The sequence below is a fragment of the Streptomyces xinghaiensis S187 genome (assembly GCF_000220705.2).
GTDB classification, from domain to species: domain Bacteria; phylum Actinomycetota; class Actinomycetes; order Streptomycetales; family Streptomycetaceae; genus Streptomyces; species Streptomyces xinghaiensis.
This window is the reverse complement of the sequence record NZ_CP023202.1, coordinates 6,904,562-6,923,445: the sequence shown is the minus strand read 5'-3', so window position 1 is coordinate 6,923,445 and position 18,884 is coordinate 6,904,562. Positions and strand designations below refer to the sequence as shown.

At 74.7% G+C, this 18,884-nt stretch carries 18 protein-coding genes; 14 read left to right on the top strand and 4 right to left on the bottom strand.

Features of this window, described 5'->3' with window-relative positions; translation table 11 throughout:
- The first annotated feature begins 11 nt into the window (after window positions 1-11).
- From SXIN_RS29675 to SXIN_RS29625, 11 genes are read left to right on the top strand one after another with little or no spacing between them, the layout of a single operon-like run.
- Window positions 12-1,187, top strand: a complete 1,176-nt coding sequence (locus tag SXIN_RS29675; RefSeq protein WP_095757817.1) for a spermidine synthase — start codon at window positions 12-14, stop codon at window positions 1,185-1,187.
- Window positions 1,184-2,482 (top strand): MFS transporter, encoded by a 1,299-nt coding sequence (locus SXIN_RS29670; protein ID WP_019707899.1) that lies wholly within the window; start codon window positions 1,184-1,186, stop codon window positions 2,480-2,482. The genes SXIN_RS29675 and SXIN_RS29670 overlap by 4 nt, the downstream gene beginning before the upstream one ends.
- The gene (locus SXIN_RS29665) at window positions 2,472-3,077 is read left to right on the top strand and encodes a DUF6445 family protein (protein ID WP_019707900.1); all 606 of its coding nucleotides are present in this window, start codon (window positions 2,472-2,474) and stop codon (window positions 3,075-3,077) included. The genes SXIN_RS29670 and SXIN_RS29665 overlap by 11 nt, the downstream gene beginning before the upstream one ends.
- Entirely contained in the window at window positions 3,077-3,742 is a 666-nt protein-coding gene (locus tag SXIN_RS29660; RefSeq protein ID WP_050930718.1) for a DUF6445 family protein, read from the top strand. The genes SXIN_RS29665 and SXIN_RS29660 overlap by 1 nt, the downstream gene beginning before the upstream one ends.
- Complete coding sequence (locus tag SXIN_RS29655) at window positions 3,739-4,425, top strand: DUF6445 family protein (RefSeq protein ID WP_095757816.1); 687 nt, start codon at window positions 3,739-3,741, stop codon at window positions 4,423-4,425. Before SXIN_RS29660 ends, SXIN_RS29655 begins: the two co-directional genes overlap by 4 nt.
- Window positions 4,418-5,104: a pentapeptide repeat-containing protein gene (locus SXIN_RS29650; RefSeq protein WP_238153893.1), complete on the top strand. Its 687-nt coding sequence runs from the start codon at window positions 4,418-4,420 to the stop codon at window positions 5,102-5,104. Before SXIN_RS29655 ends, SXIN_RS29650 begins: the two co-directional genes overlap by 8 nt.
- Before the next feature lie 12 nt (window positions 5,105-5,116).
- The gene (locus SXIN_RS29645; RefSeq protein ID WP_095757815.1) at window positions 5,117-7,027 is read left to right on the top strand and encodes a RiPP maturation radical SAM C-methyltransferase; all 1,911 of its coding nucleotides are present in this window, start codon (window positions 5,117-5,119) and stop codon (window positions 7,025-7,027) included.
- Window positions 7,020-7,586: a DUF5825 family protein gene (locus tag SXIN_RS29640; protein WP_095757814.1), complete on the top strand. Its 567-nt coding sequence runs from the start codon at window positions 7,020-7,022 to the stop codon at window positions 7,584-7,586. Before SXIN_RS29645 ends, SXIN_RS29640 begins: the two co-directional genes overlap by 8 nt.
- Window positions 7,587-7,592: 6 nt before the next feature.
- The gene (locus SXIN_RS29635; protein WP_019707903.1) at window positions 7,593-8,894 is read left to right on the top strand and encodes a M16 family metallopeptidase; all 1,302 of its coding nucleotides are present in this window, start codon (window positions 7,593-7,595) and stop codon (window positions 8,892-8,894) included.
- Window positions 8,891-10,330, top strand: a complete 1,440-nt coding sequence (locus tag SXIN_RS29630; protein ID WP_095757813.1) for a peptidase M16 family protein — start codon at window positions 8,891-8,893, stop codon at window positions 10,328-10,330. Before SXIN_RS29635 ends, SXIN_RS29630 begins: the two co-directional genes overlap by 4 nt.
- Window positions 10,299-11,195: a CmcI family methyltransferase gene (locus tag SXIN_RS29625; protein WP_157916359.1), complete on the top strand. Its 897-nt coding sequence runs from the start codon at window positions 10,299-10,301 to the stop codon at window positions 11,193-11,195. Before SXIN_RS29630 ends, SXIN_RS29625 begins: the two co-directional genes overlap by 32 nt.
- Window positions 11,196-11,385: 190 nt before the next feature.
- On the opposite strand, the gene SXIN_RS31665 is transcribed toward SXIN_RS29625, so the two are convergent.
- The 3 genes from SXIN_RS31665 to SXIN_RS29615 form a co-directional block, all read right to left on the bottom strand.
- On the bottom strand, window positions 11,386-11,562 hold the full coding sequence (locus SXIN_RS31665; protein ID WP_185831325.1) for a hypothetical protein: 177 nt from the start codon (window positions 11,560-11,562) through the stop codon (window positions 11,386-11,388).
- A 267-nt stretch (window positions 11,563-11,829) separates the two neighbouring features.
- Window positions 11,830-12,522: a response regulator transcription factor gene (locus SXIN_RS29620; protein ID WP_420341078.1), complete on the bottom strand. Its 693-nt coding sequence runs from the start codon at window positions 12,520-12,522 to the stop codon at window positions 11,830-11,832.
- On the bottom strand, window positions 12,519-13,712 hold the full coding sequence (locus SXIN_RS29615; protein WP_019707908.1) for a sensor histidine kinase: 1,194 nt from the start codon (window positions 13,710-13,712) through the stop codon (window positions 12,519-12,521). Before SXIN_RS29615 ends, SXIN_RS29620 begins: the two co-directional genes overlap by 4 nt.
- A gap of 366 nt (window positions 13,713-14,078) precedes the next feature.
- Here SXIN_RS29615 and SXIN_RS29610 point away from each other — a divergent pair, with 366 nt between their 5' ends.
- Both SXIN_RS29610 and SXIN_RS29605 read left to right on the top strand, forming a co-directional pair.
- Window positions 14,079-15,620, top strand: a complete 1,542-nt coding sequence (locus SXIN_RS29610) for an alpha/beta hydrolase (RefSeq protein ID WP_019707909.1) — start codon at window positions 14,079-14,081, stop codon at window positions 15,618-15,620.
- A 203-nt stretch (window positions 15,621-15,823) separates the two neighbouring features.
- Window positions 15,824-16,492, top strand: coding sequence for a potassium channel family protein (locus SXIN_RS29605; RefSeq protein ID WP_019707910.1), 669 nt, complete (start codon window positions 15,824-15,826; stop codon window positions 16,490-16,492).
- A 220-nt stretch (window positions 16,493-16,712) separates the two neighbouring features.
- On the opposite strand, the gene SXIN_RS29600 is transcribed toward SXIN_RS29605, so the two are convergent.
- The gene (locus SXIN_RS29600) at window positions 16,713-17,273 is read right to left on the bottom strand and encodes a hypothetical protein (RefSeq protein ID WP_192883645.1); all 561 of its coding nucleotides are present in this window, start codon (window positions 17,271-17,273) and stop codon (window positions 16,713-16,715) included.
- A gap of 196 nt (window positions 17,274-17,469) precedes the next feature.
- Here SXIN_RS29600 and SXIN_RS29595 point away from each other — a divergent pair, with 196 nt between their 5' ends.
- Complete coding sequence (locus tag SXIN_RS29595; RefSeq protein ID WP_095757811.1) at window positions 17,470-18,804, top strand: BTAD domain-containing putative transcriptional regulator; 1,335 nt, start codon at window positions 17,470-17,472, stop codon at window positions 18,802-18,804.
- Window positions 18,805-18,884 lie beyond the last annotated feature (80 nt).

Here is an 18,884-nt window from a genome sequence, read left to right as displayed (position 1 = left end):
CTAGGAGTGGAATGTACAGCGCGTCCCCCCTGCTGCTGAGCACCTCGGCCACCCTGCTCGCCGGCGACCGGGTCTTCGTGGGGAACCAGCCCGACGACTTCGCGGTCGGCCCGCTGGCCGGCCCGGCGGACACGGTCTGTGTGCTGGGCCTGGGGTACGGCGGATCGCTGCGTCCCCTGCTCGCGGCGTCACCCGGGAGCCGCGTCACCGCCGTGGACCTCGACCCGGACATGGTGACGGTGACGCGCGCGCTCTTCCGGCAGCACTTCCCCGGGACGGACTTCCGCACCGTGGTGGCCGACGCGTCCGCCTTCCTCGACGGCAGCGAGCGCTACGACCTCGTCGTGATCGACATCTACGCCGGCGAGTCGTACCCGGACTTCCTGCTCACCGAGCCCTTCTGGCGCCGGGTGCGCGGCGCCGTCGCGCCGGGCGGCACGGCGCTGCTGAACGCCTGGGGACTGCCCGAACACCTGCGGCCCCTCGCCCCGCCGTCCCCCCAGCACGTGCTCGCCGGCCTGCTGGCCCCCCTCTGGCCGCACGCCGCCTACCTCTCCTGCCGCCGCAACATGACGGTCGTCCTCCGGGACACCCGGGAGGACGTCCCCGCCGGAACGGTCCGCGGCGCGGAGGCGGGCCGCGGCGCCCGGCTCTCCCCCACGGACGAGGCCGTGCTGGCGCTGCAACGGCTGCGGCTGGCCCGCGCGGCGGACTTCCGCGTGGCCGCGGACCCGCCCGAGGACGACGACGCCGGCGGGTCGGTCCCCCGCACCCCGGAGCAGCTGGACGCCGAAATGGCCCGGCGCTGGCCGGAGATGCTCGCCGAGGTCCGGGCCCACGCCGAGGCCGCCGGTGCCGACGCCTCCGCCGTGGGGACCCGGGAGTTCTACCTGCGCCGGGAGGTGGCGGTCCCGACGACCCTGGAGCTCGCCCGGCGCGGACACCCCGCCGCGGCCCTGCTGCCCACCGTCGCGGCCGCGCTCACGTTCGGCGGGGACACCTCGCTCGGGTGGTACGGCGACTGGATCGCCGAGGAGGCGGAGTCGCTGGCCGTGGAGCATCCGGACTGGCTGACCAGGACCGCTCTCCCCCAGGCCCTCGCCATGGCCGCCAACCCGCTGGTGCCCGAGTGGCCCTGGACGAACCGCCTGCTGAAGCGGACGAGTGCCGTGACGGCCGCCTCATGAGCGCACCGGCTCCTCCCCGGAAGTCGTCGCTGCCGTCACGGTTCTGGCTCTTCTGGTCCTGTCTGACGGCGGGCAGCCTCGCGGACGGCATGACGCTCATCGCGCTGACCTGGGCGGCGGCCACGGTCACCGACAACGCCTTCTCCATCGCGCTGGTCGCGATGGCGGAGCGCCTGCCGTGGCTGCTGTTCGCGCTCCCCATGGGCGCCCTCGTGGACCGGCTGCCCAGGGTCGGGCTGATGGCCGTCACCGGCGCCGCGCGGGCCGCCGCCATGCTGGTGCTGGGGGTGCTGCTCCTGGCCACCGACGTACCGGTGGCCGTGCTGGCGCTCTTCGCCCTGTTCTTCGGAGCGACCGAGGTGGCCTACGGCGTCGCCGCCGACACCGCGGTTCCGCTGCTCGTCCCCGGGCAGGGCCTGGCACGGGCCAACGGCCACGTCCGGGCCAGCCAGATCCTCTCGAACGACTTCGTGGGCCGGCCGCTCGGCGGCCTGCTCCTCAAATCGGGGCTGGCCGTACCGTTCCTGGGCAACGCCCTGCTCAACGGTGCCTCCGCCGGGGCGCTCCTGCTGATGCGGCGCCGCGTGAACGACCCGCCGCCGCCCGCGCCCGCCGGGAGCGGCTCGGTCCGGGCGGAGCTGGGCGCCGGCCTGCACCTGGTGTGGCGGGACCCGCTCCTGCGCGTCCTGGCGGCCAGTGCCGTGGTCCTCAACAGCTTCTACGCGACCATGCTCGCGGGCCAGGTGCTCTTCGTCCGCGAGACCCTCGGCCTCGACGCCCTCGGCTACGCGCTGCTGCTCTCGTGCGCGGCCCTCGGGGGCGTCGCCGGCAGTCAGTACGCGCGCCGGCTGCTGGACCGGTGGGGCGTCGAGCGTTCGCTGACGGCGGCGCTGTGGGCGATGGCGCTGTGCTTCCTCGGCGTCGGTCTGATACCGGCCGTGCCGGTCGTCGTCGGGCTGTACGCACTCGCCTCCGCCGGCGTGGCGCTCTGGAGCGTCACCACGCTGACCGTACGGCAGCTGGCGGTGCCCGACGCCAAGCTCGGCCGGGTCAACGCCACCTTCCGCACGGTGACGTTCGGAATGAGCGCCGTCGGCATGCTCCTGGGCGGACTCCTCGTCGAGGCCGCCGCCGGACCACTCGGGTTGCGGGACGCCCTGCGGGTCCCCTACCTGGCAAGCGGCGCGGCGTATCTGCTGCTGGCCGGATTCCTCCGGCTCCGCCTCGGGGACGGCCGCATCGTCACAGGGAAGAGAGGAGAGTCCGATCGACAAGACACTGCAGGTGGTCGATGACTTCTACGCGGACCCGGACCGGGTGCGCGCCCTGGCCCTGGAAAGGGGGGACTGGTCACCGCAGAAGACCGACGAGGGCCGTACCTACGACGCCGAGACCTACAACTCCTTCGCCGGGCGCGGGGTCGCCGAAGCCTTCGGCGAGATCCTCGGCATCCGCGTGCGGTACGACCCGGCGGTGATGGGTTTCGGCGTGTTCGCCTTCACCGGGGAGTCCGCGAACGTCCCGCTGACCACCCACTACGACGACACCGACTGGGCGGGCATCGTCTACCTGGTCCCGCCCGGCCGGTGCGACGGCGGCCTGTCCTTCTTCCGGCACCGCGACAGCGGCCTCCTGGGCCCGCCGGACGACGCGAAGGCCGTGGAGCTCGGCTACGACGACCGCGAGCACTGGATGAAGGACGTCTATTTCCCGGACAAGGTACGGCCGGAGGCATGGGAGGAGATGTCCCGCGTCAGCATGGTCTACAACCGCCTGGTCCTGCTGCGCGGCGGCACCCGCTTCCACCGGGCGAGTTCGGGCTTCGGCACCGGCCCGGCCGACGGACGTCTGACCCAGCGCTTCTTCTTCGATGAAGAGAGGGCCTCGTGATGCGCAGCAGACTGATCGTCGTCGACGACTTCTACGCCGACCCGGACAGCGTGCGGGCCGCCGCGCTCCGCTCCGACTTCAAGAGCGCGAGCCGGTACAACTACCCGGGCTGGCAGAGCAACAAGGCGCTCAGCACGGACGCGCTCCAGCGGGCGATCGAGCGGATCGTGGGGTCGGCGGTCCACGTGGACGGGGACCGGCTCACCTGGGGCGGCTTCCGGGTGATCACCGAGGAGACCGGGCGGGCCACCAAGGTGCACGCCGACACCGCGGTCGACTGGGCCGGCATGGTCTACCTCACCCCCGGCGCGCCCGCCGCCGCGGGCACCGGGTTCTTCCGGCACCGGGAGACGGGGTTCAGCCGGCCGCCCAGCGACCGGGTGGCGAGGTCGCTCGGGTTCGCCGACGCCGACGCCTTCGAGGAGGGCGTCGCCCGGCGCGACATGGCCGACCTCGGCAAGTGGGAGCTGACGGACTGGGTCGCCCCGGTCTACAACCGGCTGGTGCTCTTCCGCGGCTGCGAGCTCTACCACGCGCCGCTCGGCGGGCTGGGGGACCGTCCGGCCAACGCGCGGATCACCCACAACTTCTTCTTCAACGAGGTCCGTTCCGTCCCCGGCGCGGTGCGCCGGATGCCGGCCCCGGCGGAAGCGGCGGCGCGGTGACCGCCCCCCGCGTCGAGCGCGCGCTCGGCGGCGACGTCCTGGTCGTCGACGGCTTCTACCAGGACCCGGACCGCGTCAGGGAGCTGGCCCTCGCGGCCGAGTACCGCGGCTTCGGCGAGGCGGCGAACTTCCCCGGCCGGGAGAGCGTCAAGGCCTACGCCTCCGAGGGGCACGCCCGGCGCCTGGCGGAGATCGTCGGCGCCCCCGTCTTCCACGACCCCCGGCAGCTGGTGTTCGGCAAGTTCCGGATCGCGACCCGGTCCGACGCCGGGCAGACCCGCGTGCACCTCGACTTCGTCGACTGGACGGCCGTGGTCTACCTCTCGCCGGCCGAACACGCCCGGGGAGGGCTGGGGTTCTACCGCCACCTCCCCACCGGCCTGGACCGGGTCCCGGCGGACGGTGAGCTGGCCCGCTTCGGCTGCCGGAGCAGGGAGGAGTTCGACGAGCGGTACGTCCTGCGGGACACCGCCTCGGAGGACCGGTGGGAAACCCTCCACGAGGTGGAGCTGGCCTACAACCGGTGCGTCGTCTTCCGAGGGGGCCGCCTCTTCCACGGCATCACCGAACTGTTCGGCGACGCCCCCGGGGAAGGCCGGCTCACCCAGAACTTCTTCTTCATGGAAGGCGAACCCGTCCGGGCCCCCCGGACGGGTGACGAGAGGAGCAGAACCCGTGCATAGCCTGCTGGATGTGGTGCTGGCCGAGGTCGGCGACGACGCGGCCGGCCCCGGCGGCTGCGGCCTGCTGCCGCTGGACGGCCGGCTGCGGGGGCCCGCCGGCACCGACCCGGTCCTCGCCTCCCCCCTGCCCGCCGCCGGAGTGCCCCTGGCGCGGACCGCGGCCGAGGTCGCCGCGGCCGGCCTGGGCATGCGGACCCTGGCCCTCGTCGTCAAGGAGGAGACCGGCCTGCGCACGCTGGCGCTCGTCGACGGCTGGCTCCTGCTCCGCGGCCACGGCGCCGGAACCGACCTGCGCGGCGCGGACCTGCGGGGCGCGGACCTGACGGGGGCCCGGCTGACCGGCGCGGACCTCTCCGGCGCCGACCTCTCGGGCAGCCGGCTGGAGAGCGCCGACCTGGCCCGCGCCGGCCTGCGCTCCGCCGACCTCTCGGGAGCGACGCTGCGCCGTGCCAGCCTCTTCGGCGCGGACCTCACCGAGGCCGACCTGCGGCGCACCGACCTCCGCCACTCCGACCTGCGCGAGTCCACCTGCCGGCGAACGGCCTTCCGCGGAGCGGACTTCTGGTCCGCGTACGTCTGGGACGTGTCCTTCGACGAGGCGTTCACCGAGGGTGCCGGCATCGAGCGCGCGGACTACCGGGGGACGCACCTGCCCAAGCCCGTCAACGCCCGCGTGTGAAGGAGCAGGCCCATGCCCACGACGGAGTTCCTCGGCCTTCCCGAAGCCCCGGAGCGGGGGCCCGTCCGCACGCTGCGGGTGGCGCTGGTGTGCATGCCCTGGGCGGCGCTCGACATGCCCTCGATGGCCATCAGCACCCTCGCGCCGGCCGCCCGCGCGCTGGAGGAGGTCGACGCGGTCGACACCGTCTACGCCAACATCCGCTGGGCCGACCACGTCCACGAGCGCACCGGGGGCGCCATCGGCAGCGCCGACTACGGGCGCATCGTCGACGGCTACTACGTGGCGACCGGTGAGTGGATCTTCTCGCCCGCCCTGTACGGCTTCGAGGAACCGGTCGGGTCGGCCTTCCACACCGCGGCGACCGGCAGCGGGGCCGATCTGCGGGCAGCGGTGGAGATGTACCGGCTCAGCTCCGGCTTCGTCGACGCGCTCGCCGGCGAACTGGCCGCGGGCGGGTACGACCTGGTCGGGATGACCAGCACCTTCGACCAGAACATGCCGAGTCTGGCCCTGGCCCGCGCCCTCAAGGAACGGGCTCCCGGGGTGGTCACGGTCATGGGCGGCGCCAACTGCGACGACGTGCAGGGCGAGGCGCTGCACCGGAACTTCTCCTTCCTGGACTATGTGGTGCGCGGCGAGGGGGAGTCGGTCTTCCCCGCGCTGCTGCGGCTGCTGGCCCGTACGGAGCCGGGCGCTGCCCCGGCGGCGGCACGGCTCGCCGCGGTCCCCGGCCTGTGCTGGCGGGACGCCGGGGGCCGGGCGCGGGCCAACGAGCAGCCGTCGGCGGGGCTTCCCATCGACGCCGTTCCCGAGGCGGACCTCAGCGGCTACTTCGCCACCTTCCGGGCCGCCCGGGCGGTGGCGGACGTGGAGCCGAAGATCCAGCTCGAGGGAGGACGGGGCTGCTGGTGGGGCGAGAAGCACCACTGCACCTTCTGCGGCCTGAACGGCTCCCTGATGGCCTTCCGGGCGAAGTCCTCCGACCGCGTCCTGGCCGAGATCGCCAACGCGGTCCGCGACCACCAGGTCCTCGACGTCGTCTTCGCGGACAACATCATGGACATGGGCTACCTCCGCGACCTGCTGCCGAAGCTCGCCGAGCAGCCCTGGGACCTGCGGCTCTTCTTCGAGATCAAGTCGAACCTCGGGATGGGCCAGCTCAAGGTGCTGGCCGACGCCGGGGTCACCCAGGTCCAGCCGGGCATCGAGAGCCTGAGCACCCATGTGCTCCGGCTGATGCGCAAGGGCGTCACCGGCTGGCAGAACGTACGCCTGCTGCGGGACAGCCGCACCGTCGCCGTCTTCCCCGGCTGGAACTTCCTCTACGGCTTCCCCGGGGAGACGGAGGCCGACTACGAGCAGATCATCGAGCAGTTGCCGGGGCTCTGGCACCTCACCCCGCCCGAGGGTGTCTACCGGGCCGTCCTCACCCGCTTCAGCCCCTTCTACAACGACCCCGCGCTGGGCCTGGAGAACCTCGGCCCCTCCGGGCTGCTGCAGAAGGTCTACCGGCTGCCCGCCGAGGAGGTGGCCGACATCGGCTACGTGTTCGAGAGCAGACCCGCCGGCATCTCCGAGGAGGTCGCGGACCGCCTGCGGGCCGCCGTGGACACCTGGCGCGCCCACCACCGGGGCCGCCGGCTGGTGGCGCTCCCCGAGGGGGACACACTGCGGATCGTCGACGAGCGCAGCCCCACCCCGGTCCAGGAGGTGCTCCGCACCCCGCTCGCCGTCGCGGCCTTCCGCGCCACCCTGAAGGGCCGCTCCGCCGCGGGCGTCACCCGCGAGGTGACCGCACAGGGCATCCCGGGGACCGAGGACCGGGTGACCGGACTGCTGGAGGAGTGGCGGGAGCGGCGCTGGCTCTTCCACGAGGACGGCCGGTACGTGGCCCTGCCCACCGGACTCGGCCATGAGTGAACCGGCCCGGACCACCACCCGGTCCTCCCTCCTGGTGCCCTGCTCGCCCGAGGAAGCCCCCGGCAGGGAGACGCTGGCGGCCTGGGCGCGCTCGGGCATGCGCGGCCTGGTGATCAACCGTCCCGTCCGCCTCTCCACCACCGACCCTGCCGCGACCGTGCGTTTCCTGCACCTGCTCACCGAGGCCGCGGGGACCGGCCTGCGGGTCTACTGGGAGGGCGGCACCGGGGACGTACCGGCAGAGCTGCTGCACCATCTGGACCCGCCGCGGGGCGACGCCGGACCGGCCTGGCCCGTCCCGCCCGCGCCCCTGCTGACCCTGCGGCGCGGACCGGGCTTCGTCGTCGTCGACGACCTGCGCGACGCACGGGCACCGCGCCGCCACACCGTCCCGGACCGGCCCTACGGGCACCTGCTGCGCAGATACGCGGCCCCGGCCGCCCCGGACCCCGGCGACCGGCGTGCGCTGGCCCGCCTCGCGAAGGAGCGCCTGGTGCTCGCGCTGGATCCCGGCCACTGCCTGGCCCTGCCCGTGCGCTTCGCCTACGCCAGGGTCTGAGCAGCGGTGGAACGGTACGACGCCCCGCACGGCCCGCTGTCCACCACGCGCCTGGCGAACGGGCTGACCGTGGTCGCCCAGCGGGACCCGGCCCTGCGCGGGCTCCACGTCCACCTGCGGTACGACGTCGGTTCCCGGCACGAGGCACCCGGCCACCACGGTCTCGCGCACTTCCTGGAGCACCTGATGTTCCTGGGCACCCGCAGACACCCCGACTTCCTGGAGACCCTCCGGCGCGCCGGCGCCCGGGACGTCAACGCGTCCACCAACCAGGACCGTTCGGCCTTCACCATGACCGTCCCGTCCGAACTGCTGCCGCTGGCCCTGGCCATGGAGGCCGACCGGATGACCAACCTGGCGCGGGAGTTCGACGAGCGGGCCCTCGCCGGCCATCTGGCGCTGGTCCGGCGGGAGGAACGGGAGCGCTGCCGCGGGCCCTTCGGCGACGCGGCGCGGCTGCTCTTCGAGCACGCGTACCCTCCCGGCCACCCGTACCGCCACCCGTCGATGGGCGACACGGACGCGCTGGGCCGCCTCTCCCCGGAGGAGGTCGCCCGCTTCCACCGCCTGCACTACCGGCCCGAGCGGGCCACCCTGGTCGTGGTCGGCGACCTGGACCCGGACACGGTGGCCGGCACGGCCGCCACCACCCTCGGCGCCGCCCCCGGGGGCGGCGACGTCCCGCCACCCCCGGACCGGCCCTCCGGCCCGCTCCGCACCTCACCCGCCGTCGCCCGGACCACCTGCCCCGGAGGCACCCCGCCCCGGGTGTACGCCCTGCTGCACACTCCGCCGTACGGCGCCCGGGAACACCCCGCGTACGCCGTGCTGGCGGCGGTTCTCGGCCTGGGCAGGGGCAGCCGGCTGTTCCGCTCGGCCGTACGCGGCGCCCGCATCGCCCGCCCGGCCGGGGAGCTGCTGGCCTCGTGGGAACTGGAGCGGGGCAGCTCGCTGCTCTACGGCGCGGTGGCCGCCACACCGGGCACCACCGGGGCACGCCTGCTGGACGGCGTGCGGACCGCTCTCACCTCGGTCTCCGGCGGCCTCGCGCCCCGGGAACTCCAGCGGGCCGTCCGGCTCGTCCGGTGGCAGCGGCTCGCCGGGCTGGACGACCCCGCCCGGCGGGCGGAGGCGTTCGCCGTCCACACCCGCGTCACCGGCGGGGCGCACCACGCGTACACCGCGGCCGAGGCGGTCGCCGACGTCACCGAGCAGGCCGTCGTGCACGCCGCCGGGCGCAGCACGGCCGCCGCGACCTTCCTCGTCTGCGACGAGGCGGGCACCGTGGCCGCGGAGACCGCGCGGTGAGGGCGTCCCGCGCACGGACGCCCCGGACCCGGCTGGTCCCCGTCCACCTGCCCGGCAGGCTGACGGCCTCCGCGTCCCTGCTGCTGCGGCACGGTGCGGGAGCGGACCCCCCGGGCCGGGAGGGCACCGGGTCCACCTGGGCGGTGCTCCTGCGCCGCGACGGCGGAGCCGGGGAGCGGGGAGCGCGGGAGTGCTTCGAGACCGGGCTGGAGGAGCTGGGCACGACCCTCACTCTCAGCCTGGGGTGGCAGGCGGTCCGGCTCACGCTCGACTCGACTCCGGACTGCCTGGCGGACGCCCTCGCCCTGCTGGCCCGGGTCCTCGGCGCGTTCCGCCCCACGCCTCAGGAGGTGCGGGCACTCGCGCGGCACCGCGGCCGGGCCCTCGCCGCGGCCCGCCGGGCACCCGGCGGATCCGCGGGACCGCTGCTCGACGCGGCACTGTTCCCGGGCAGCCGGTACGGACGCGGCATGGCCGGTGACGCCGGCTCCGCCGCGCGCGTCGACGCCGACGCCGTGCACGCCTTTCACCGGGGCGTGCTGAGCGCGCCCCGCGACCTCGTGGTCGCCGCCGACCTCGCGCGGGTGGACCTGCGCGCCCTCGTCCGGGCCTGCCCGTCTCCGGCGCCGGAGACGGCGGCGGAGAGGCTGCACCGGGGGTCTTCGGAGCCCGGCCGGCCGAGCCCGGCGGACAACTTCGCTGCCCGGGTGCGGCCCCTGACCCTGCGGCGACGCACCGGGGGCGGGGGGTGCGTGGTGATGCTCGGGGTCCGGGCCACGGCCCGGGACGACGCCCCCCTGATCCTGGAGATCGCCCGCCGCCTCCTCGTGGCAACCGCCTCGTCCCGGCTCTCCCGGGCCCTGCGGGACGCTTCCGCCCTGGCCTACTCCGTGCACGGCGAGCTGTGGCAGGACGGCGGGGTCTGCTCGCTCCGGCTCCGCTTCGAGGTGGCCCAGGCCCTGGTGGCCCCGGCCGCAGTGACCGCGCTCGGCGAGCTGTTCGGCCTCGCGGCCGGGGAGGTGGACGCGGACGACCTGCGCAGCACGGTCGAGGCGTACCGGCGGGACAGCGCCGCCACCACCGGCAGCCCCGCGGCCGTGGCAGCAGCCGGCGCCGTGTCGCCGGCCGTACCGGCGGAGCACCCGCCGGAGGGCCTCACCCCGGACCGGTTTCGCGCCCGGGCAGCGGAGTTGCTCGCGCCGGAGCGGGTGGCGGTGGTGGTGGACGGCGCTCTCCACGGGCCGGAGGAGATACGGCGAGCCGTCACGGCCGCCGCCCGGCGGGACCCGCCGGGCCGCGCGGACGCGCTCCTCGCCTACGCCCGCCGCGTCGCCGCCTCCGGCACGGAGTCCTCGGGCGACGGCATCGGTGACGACGGGGATGTCGGACAGGAAGAGGAAATCGATGCAGGACGCACCACAAGCAGCCGGAGCTGACGGGGAGTTCCTCCCGGACGCCGATGTGGCGTCGGCCATCGCGGGGTCCCGCAGGGTGGTACGGAGGAAGGTGGCGGCGCAGAACGGCGTTCCCACGTTCTTCGACAACAGGATGCTGCTGCTCGCCGAGATCGCGCACTCCGCCCTCGACGGCGCGCCGGATTCCCGCCGGTCGGGGCAATTCCGCGCCGCGGTGACGGAGTTGACCGACTTTCTCCGCCGGGCGGAGGCGCCCCGGTTCGCCGATCCCACGGAGAGACTCCGCAGATCGCTGCGGGAGGTGCACGCGGCGATGGCCGCCGACCAGCGCACCATCCATCGGAGTCAGGGCGTCGTGTCGACCCTGACCTGGGCGGGTCTGCCGCTCGTCAAGTCCGTCTACGATGCCGCGATCATCCCCATGCTGATCTCCGAGCTGCGGCCGGCGAGCATCATCGAACTCGGCTCCGGCTCGGGGGCGAGCGCCGTCTGGATGGCGGACGTCGCCGCTTCGGCGGGGCTGGAGCCGGCCGTCCTCTCCGTCGACCGGAACCCGGTGGCCGCGCGGGACGCGCGCGTCACCTTCCGCCGGGGCGACCTCACCGAGATCGGGACGGTGCTGGGCCTGGCCGAGCTGTCGGCCCTGGAACACCCGTGGCTGGTCGTCGAGGACGCCCACGTCAACGTCCGGGGCGTCCTCGCGCACTTCGACACCGTTGCGCGGCCGGGCGACTACCTCGTCATCGAGGACAGCATCGTCAAGCGGGCCGAACTGCTGGCCTTCCTCGAGTCGGACGGGCGGCGGTACGCCCTGGACACGCGCTACACGGACGCCTTCGGGGAGAATGTCACCAGCGCCGTGGACTCGATCCTCGTGCGCCGGTAGGACGCCTCCCGCGGGCGGGGACGACCGTCGGGGGTTCCCCGTGAGCCACGTCACCGGCCCGGAGGCCGGAGCGGCCCGGCGCCGGTCCCGGTCTTCCGCCGCGGCGCCGGCTGCGGCCGGACCCCGTGTGCCGGCCCACGGCATGCGAGCGCCCCACCGCGCACGGGCGTGCGCGGTGGGGCGCCGCGCGTCAGCCCCGGCCGAAGAGCGACTTCCAGCCGGAGCCGCCGGCCTTGGCCTTGCCCGCCGCCGAGTCGCAGTCGCAGCGCTTGGAGGCCGGGACGCCCGCCAGCACCTGGTCGACATGTCCACCGCATCCCGAGTAGGTGAACTTTCCGCAGGTACGGCAGGTAACACGCTGGCACATGGCACTTTCCCTTCGTTGGTCTCTTCCCTGCGGCCGACTATACCCCCTGGGGTATCAAAGACAAAACCCCAAGGGGGTATCCCGGCCTCGGGGAACATCGTTACGGCGGTGAACGCCAAGGCTGTGATCCTGAGCGTCCGGCACCACGGCCGGGCCCGGTGACGGGGTTCGGCGGAAGATCCCGGGGTGCCGGCGGACGCCCATGGCGTGAGGCCCATGCCAGGGGAGTTCTTGTCCGAGGAGCCCGGCTCCCGGACGGTGCGGAGGTCATTCCGCCTCGTCGCGCACCACCAGGGCGATCTGCACCCTGTTCTCGACCGCCAGCTTGGCGAACAGGCTGCTGGTGTGCGCTTTCACGGTGGCGACGCTGATGTGCAGGCGCTCGGCGATCTCCGGGTTGCCCTGACCGTCCGCGATGGCGTGGGCGGTGTCGAGTTCGCGTTCGGTCAGTGCGGCCAGGCGCTTCCGCGCCGCTTCGCGGGACGCGGTGCGGGTGTCGGAACCGGAGGACTGCGGCCCGGTGGCCGCGGCGATCACGCGCGCGGTGGCCGCGGGGGAGAGTACGGGGTCACCGCCGGCGACCGTCCGTACGGCGTCGACGATCCGCGCGGGCGGGGTGTCCTTGGACACGAAGCCGAGGGCCCCGGAGCGCAGCGCGCCGAGCACCAGGTCGTCGGAGTCGAAGGTGGTGAGCATGAGCACGCGCGGCGGAGCGGGCCGGCCAAGCAGCTCCCGGGTCGCGCTGAGGCCGTCGCGGCGGGGCATCCGCACGTCCATCAGGACGACGTCCGGCCGGTGTTCGTCCACGGCGCCGATCGCGGCGTTCCCGTCCGCCGCCTCCGCGACGACCGCCAGATCCGGTTCGCCGTCGATGATCAGGCGCAGCGCCATCCGTACCAGCTGGTCGTCGTCGACGATGACGACCCGCACCGGCTCTCGCTCGCTGTCCACGTCTCTCATCTCTCCCGGGGCTGGTGCGGCCACGGTAGCCGCGCGATGAGGATGTATCCGCCGTCGGGTGCGGGGCCGTGGTCGAGCGTCCCGTCGGCGAGGGTGACGCGTTCGCCGAGGCCGGGCAGGCCGAAACCGGAGGACGGCGGCCGCACCGTACGGGCGTTGGCACGGGCGTTGGCACGAGAGTTGCGGACGGTGACACGCAGTTCGCCGCCGGCCGCTCCCTCCAGGGTGACGCTGACGCCCGCGCCCGGGGCGTGCTTGGCCGCGTTGGTCAGGCCCTCCTGGACGACTCGGTAGCAGGTCCGCCCAAGGGTGTCGGGCGGCGTTCCCGACACCGTGCCGGCGAGCGTCGCGTCCAGCCCCGACGTGCGGGCGTCGTCGACCAGTTCGGGGACGCGGTCGAGGGAGGGCTGCGGCGGTTCCGGGCGGTCCGGGCCGGCCCGGAGCACCCCGAGGACGTCGCGCAGTTCCTCCAGTGCCTGCTGGGAGCCGTCGGCGATGCCGCGCAGCAGCGTGCTGCTCTCCTCGGGCGTGAGGTCGGAGCGGTGGCCGAGGACGCCGGCCTGCAGGGCGACCAGGGAGATACGGTGCGCCAGCACGTCGTGCATCTCCCGCGCGATCCGGGTCCGTTCCAGGGCGCGCGCCTGCGCCGCCCGCGCCGCCTGTTCCCGCTCCGCGCTCTCCGCGCGCTCGCGCAGCGACCGTATCTCCACGCGCCGCGCCCCGACCGCCGTACCGAGGGCGACCGCGATGCCCGCGGTCAGCGCGGGGATCACCGCCCGCTCCAGCCAGGTCGCACCGTCACCGTCCTCGACGGGATAGAGCCCGACTGCGAGCGAAGACGCGACCACGTACGCCAGGACGACCGCCCCGGTCTCCACCGGGCGGCGGCGCGTGGAGACCGAGGTCAGCGCCAGGAGCGCCGCGCCGGTGGCCAGCATGGACACGGTCGAGGCGATCGCGACCGTCATGGCGACGGCGAGCGGGAACCGCCGCCGCCACAGCAGCAGCGTCAGGCAGCCGAGCGCCACCAGCGGATCACCGGTGGCGAACCAGGAGCCCGTCTCCGCCGCCTGCCCGTCCGCCAGCAGCACCCCGGCGGAGAGCCACACCGGGACGCCCGCCGCCGCGGCCGCCCCCAGCCGCCAGGCCTGCTGCCACCCGCCGAGCCGGGGCGTCTCGTCCGTGTCCATGGCCGCAATTGTCGCGAGGCGCATGGGCGCGCGCAGCGGACCGGGGTCCATCCCACCCCCGACCTCGGTCGTACCACCCCCTCGACCCCGGTCGAGGACGGTTCGGGACGCCGGTCCGATGTGTCCGCGACGCCCGCTGAACAGACTCGTTCACGTACCGGATCGACCGGACGCAAAACGGAATGCGCGATGGGCAGAGGCGGCTACCCGCCCACCTCCGGCTCCAGGCCGGCACCGGGCGGACGCACCGGGCGCCTGATCCCGTGGCCGCACCGCGTACCTGGCACGTGGCATCCGACACCGGCAGCCGGCTGGCATCCGGCAGACACCCGACACCTGACAACTGACAACTGAGGAGACCATCGCATGCGCCGGACGAAGGCCCTGCCCCTCGGCATCGCCACCTCCGCTGTGGCGGCGACCGCCCTCGTGGGGGTGTCGTTGGCGACGATCTCGGACACCGCCGAGGCGACGGCCGACACCCTGCGGTGGGGCTCGTGCAAGGACACGGAGCAGAAGTCCGGGGGCAGCGGGGAGCCGAAGACGCCGAAGAAGCCCGGCGAGGACCCCATGTCCCGGCTGGAGTGCGCGGCGCTCGAAGTCCCCCTGGACTACCGGGACCCGGACGGCGGCAAGATCGACATCGCCGTCTCCCGGCTGACGAGCGAGAACCCCTCGAAGCGCCGCGGCGTGCTGCTGGTGAACCCGGGCGGCCCGGGACTGGCGGGCCTCGGCTACCCGGCCGCGCTCGCCGTCTCGGGGCTGCCGCAGGAGGTGCAGGACTCGTATGACCTGATCGGTTTCGACCCGCGCGGTGTCGGCCGCAGTACGCCGGTGACCTGCGACCTCACGCCCGAGCAGCTGGAGCACCGGCCGGTGTACGCGCGGACCGCGGCCGATGTCACGAAGGAGGCGGACCACGCGAGGGATGTCGCCCGGCAGTGCGCCGGCTCGAAGACCTCGTGGATGCTGCCGCACGTCAGCACCGCGAACACCGCCCGCGACATGGACCGGATCAGGGCCGCCCTCGGCGAATCGAAGATCTCGTACTTCGGCGGCTCCTACGGCACCTACCTCGGTGCGGTCTTCACGACGCTCTTCCCCGGGAAGAGCGACCGGATCGTGCTGGACAGCAACCTCGGCCCGAAGGGGTACGACCTCAGCGCCGCGCGGCTGTTCGGCCGGGGCATGGAGGACCGGTTCCCGGACTTCGCGAAGTACGCCGCCGCGCACCCGGAGTACGGCCTGGGCGGCACGCGGGAGCAAGTAGAGCGCAAGTTCCACGCGTTGGCGGAGCGGCTGGAGAAGAAGCCGGCTCAGGGATACGACGGGGCGCGCTTCCGCACGGACACGTTCAGCAAGCTGTACCTCGACTCCAGCATGCCCCTGGTGGCGAAGACCTGGCAGGCTCTCGACACGGGCCGGCCGCTGCCGCCGAGTCCGCCGACGCCGGACGCGGAGAACGCCACGTCCTCCCGTTATTACGTGACCTGCAACGACAGCCGCTGGCCGAGCGCGATCGGGGTCTACCGGCGCAACACCGCGGTGGACCGCGAGAAGTACCCGATGATGGGCGGGTCCACCGCCAACATCGGACCCTGCGCCTTCTGGCCGGACGAGCGCACCGAGCCGCAGGTGCGGATCGGTGACCGCGGTCCGTCGAACGTCCTCATGGTGCAGAACGAGCGCGACCCGGGCACGCCGCTGGCCGGCGCGAAGAAGCTGCGGAAGGCGTTCGGCAAGCGGGCCACGATGGTCACCGCCGACCAGGGCGGCCACGGCCTCTACCCGAACGCCGCCAACACCTGCGCGAACGACGCGGTGACCACGTACCTGACCACCGGGAAGCGCCCGGCCCACGACGTGGCCTGCTCCGCGGAGCAGCCGAGCGGACAGCCGGGCGCGTAGCGGGGGGACCGCAGGGGAAGCGGCAGGAGTCGGGAACGGGAACAGGAGCGGGGGCACGGACACGAGCCTCGCGCGGGCTGGCCCGCCACCATCGCCACACCGGCACCAAGGCCGGTCGGCCGTCCCTCCGGCCGGCGTCCGCTTCGCCCGTTCGCCCCGTGTCGCCCTCCGGGCCTTCCGGCCGGCCCCGTGATGCTGGGACGGTGGACGACGAGGATGCGGTACGGCGGTGGGAACACCGGGGTCAGCTGCCGCTGATCACGGCCTCCCTGCTCTACCTGGCGGCCTACACCCTCACGGTGCTGGACCAGGAGGCCTCACCGGCCTGGCGGCTCGCCTGGTCCATGACCATGTTCGTCACCTGGGCCCTGTTCGCCGCCGACTATCTGGTGCGGCTGGCGCTCAGCCGGCACCGCTGGACGTTCGTACGGGGGCACTGGCTGGACGTGATCGTCCTGGTTCTGCCCGCGCTCCGGCCGCTGGCCCTGGTCCGGTATCTGTACCGGCGCCGACGCCGGCGCCGGAGCCCGCTGCTGTCCCTGGAGGGACAGGTCATGGCGTACAGCGGCCTGACCGCGCTGCTGCTGGGCTTCGTCGGCGCCCTGTCCGTCTACCGCGCCGAGCGCGGTGCGCGGGAGGCGACCATCGAGAACTTCGGAGACGCCCTGTGGTGGGTCTGCGTCACGCTGTCCACCACCGGTTACGGGGACGTGGCGCCGGTGACCTTGCACGGCCGGCTCGTCGGCGTGCTCCTGATGAGCGTGGGCGTCGGGCTGATCGGTGCGGTGGTCGGCGTGTTCTCGTCCTGGCTGGTGCAGAGCTTCCGGCAGCGCGAGGAGGAGGACGCGGGCGGGGGTGGCGGCGGTCCGTGAGCCTTCTTCCAGGGCGGGCGGCGGGGCGGGCGCCGCGGCGGAGCTCCCCGCGCCCGGCGGTGCGCCGGCGGCGGAGGGCCGCCCGGCCGGGGCGGACGCCCTCGGCGGCCGCCGGAACCCCCGTTCCCGGCGGCCGCCGATGGTGCGGGTCCGGCCCGGCGCTCCGGCACCCGGGCGTTCCGGGGTACCGGGGCGCCGGACTGCGGCGGTGCCCTGCGCCTCAGCCGATGCGCGCGCAGAGGTCGTCCGTCGTACCGGCCGCCATGGTGACGGTCTTGTAGCCGGCCGGGCCGATCTCCAGGGTGTAGGCGCCGTCGACGATGTAGAGGCCGCGCGCCAGATTGCCGCCGTTCTCGCCGACGCCCACGAGCACCGGGCCGAGCACCGTCCAGAACTGCGAGCCGTCGGTGCGGTACTCGACGACGGCGGTGCCGCTCGCGTCGGCGTCGTACGAGGCGCCGGTCTCCTGGTTGGTGACCCGGATGACCAGGTCTCCCTTGTACGCGACCCGCTTGGCGGAGCCGTCCGGCCGGGTCTCCAGGACCCGCCGCACCACCTCGTCCACCACCGGCTCCCCGTGGACGGGGAAGTCGCAGCGGGCCCCGGCGGGAACGTCCCACGGCGCGGACGGCGCCGGCTCCCAGCGCGTGCCCTGCACCGCGGACGCCGCCGCGGCGGGCGCGCCCGCGGCGGGCCCCGGGCCGGACGCGGCCGTGGCGGGCGGTGCGGTGCCGAGCAGTGCCGTGACGAGGACGGGCAGGACGAGAGTGGTGCGTCGCATGGCCGCTTCTCCTGGGGAAGGGGACGGGTCGGAAGGTCTCGGCCGTCAGCCTCTCCCCGGCCGCTCACCACACTCTCACCACCGAGCGCCCGCGGCCTCCGGCGCGGACACCGCCCCTCCCCCGGACCGCGCGGCCCTCCCCCGGACCGCACCCCGTGACGCGGGGCCCCGCCTCCCGGCTAGGGTCGGCCGGGTCATGGAGTTCCAACTGCTCGGCGCCTTCGAAGCCCGTCACGAGGGGCGGCCGGTACTCGGGAGCGTCCGCCGCCAGGAGCGCTGCCTGCTGGCGGTCCTGCTGCTCTGCCCGGGGCGTGCCGTCACCACCGAGCGCCTCATCGACCTCCTCTGGGACGGCGCCGCCCCGGCCTCGGCGCGCGGCACCGTCCACACCTACGTCGGCCGGCTGCGGGCCGCCCTCCGGCCGTACGGGCCGCGGATCGGCACCCGGCACGACGGCTACGCCCTCGACCCCGCCGGGGCGGTGACCGACGCCGGGGAGTTCGTCCGCCTCGTACGGGAGGCGGCCGCCGCGACGGATCCCGCCGAACGCGTCCGGCTCCAGGACCGGGCCCTCGCGCTGTGGCGGGGGCCGCTGCTCGCGGGCACCGCCGGCGACCGGCTGCGCGACCGGCTCGGCGGCGAACTGGAGGAGCTGCGGCTCTCCGCGCTGGAGCAGCGGGCCGGGACGCGGCTCGACATGGGGCTCCACGAGCGTGTGGCGGCCGATCTGGCCGCCCCGGCCCGGGAGCATCCGGAGCGGGAGGGGCTGGTCGCGCGGCGGATGACGGCGCTGTACCGGAGCGGCCGGCAGACCGAGGCGCTGGAGCTGTACCGGGAGACCCGCGACGCCCTGGCGGAGAGGTTCGGCGTCGAGCCGGGCGAAGGGCTGCGCGGCCTGCACGAACGCGTCCTGCGCGGCGACCCCGGCCTGGACCGGCCGCCCGCGCCCGTCCACGCCGTGCGGGTCCGCGGGGAGTGGCTGCCGTGGAACACCGGCGGCCACCCGGCCCTGGAGTTCTGCAACACCTACGCCGGCTGGGGCGGTCCGCGGCGGCCCGGCTCGGAGTGGCTGCGCGGCTACCGCACGCTCGCCGTCTGGGCCGGCCATCTGGACCTGACGGAGGATCATCTCGTCACCCGGCTGACCGGGCGGGCCCGGCAGCGGCCGGACGAGGCGGCGGCCGCGCTGGCGGAGGCCCGGGGGTTCCGCTCGGACCTCTACGCCTGCCTGACGGATCCCGGCGATGTGCGGGCCTTCAAGGCGGTGGCGGCCGTGGCCGAGGAGGCCGCCGGGCTCGCGGAGTTCGTGCGCGGCGAGGACGGGCTCGGACTCTGGCGCCTCTCCCCCGCCGCGGGTCTGCGGCTGCCCCTCCTCGCGGTCGCCCGCAGCGCCGCCGAACTCCTGGCCGACGCGCGGCGGTTCACCGTACGCGCCTGCCCCGGCCCGGACTGCGGCTGGCTGTTTCCCGACCGGAGCGGGCAGCGCCGCTGGTGCAGCCTCGGCACCTGCGGCAGCCACCGGCCGCGGTGACACGGCGCGGTCGTCCTTCCGCGTCCCCGCGCCGCGGACGCGTTCGGAGCGCCCCGCCGCGGGCGCCGAGCCGGTAACCG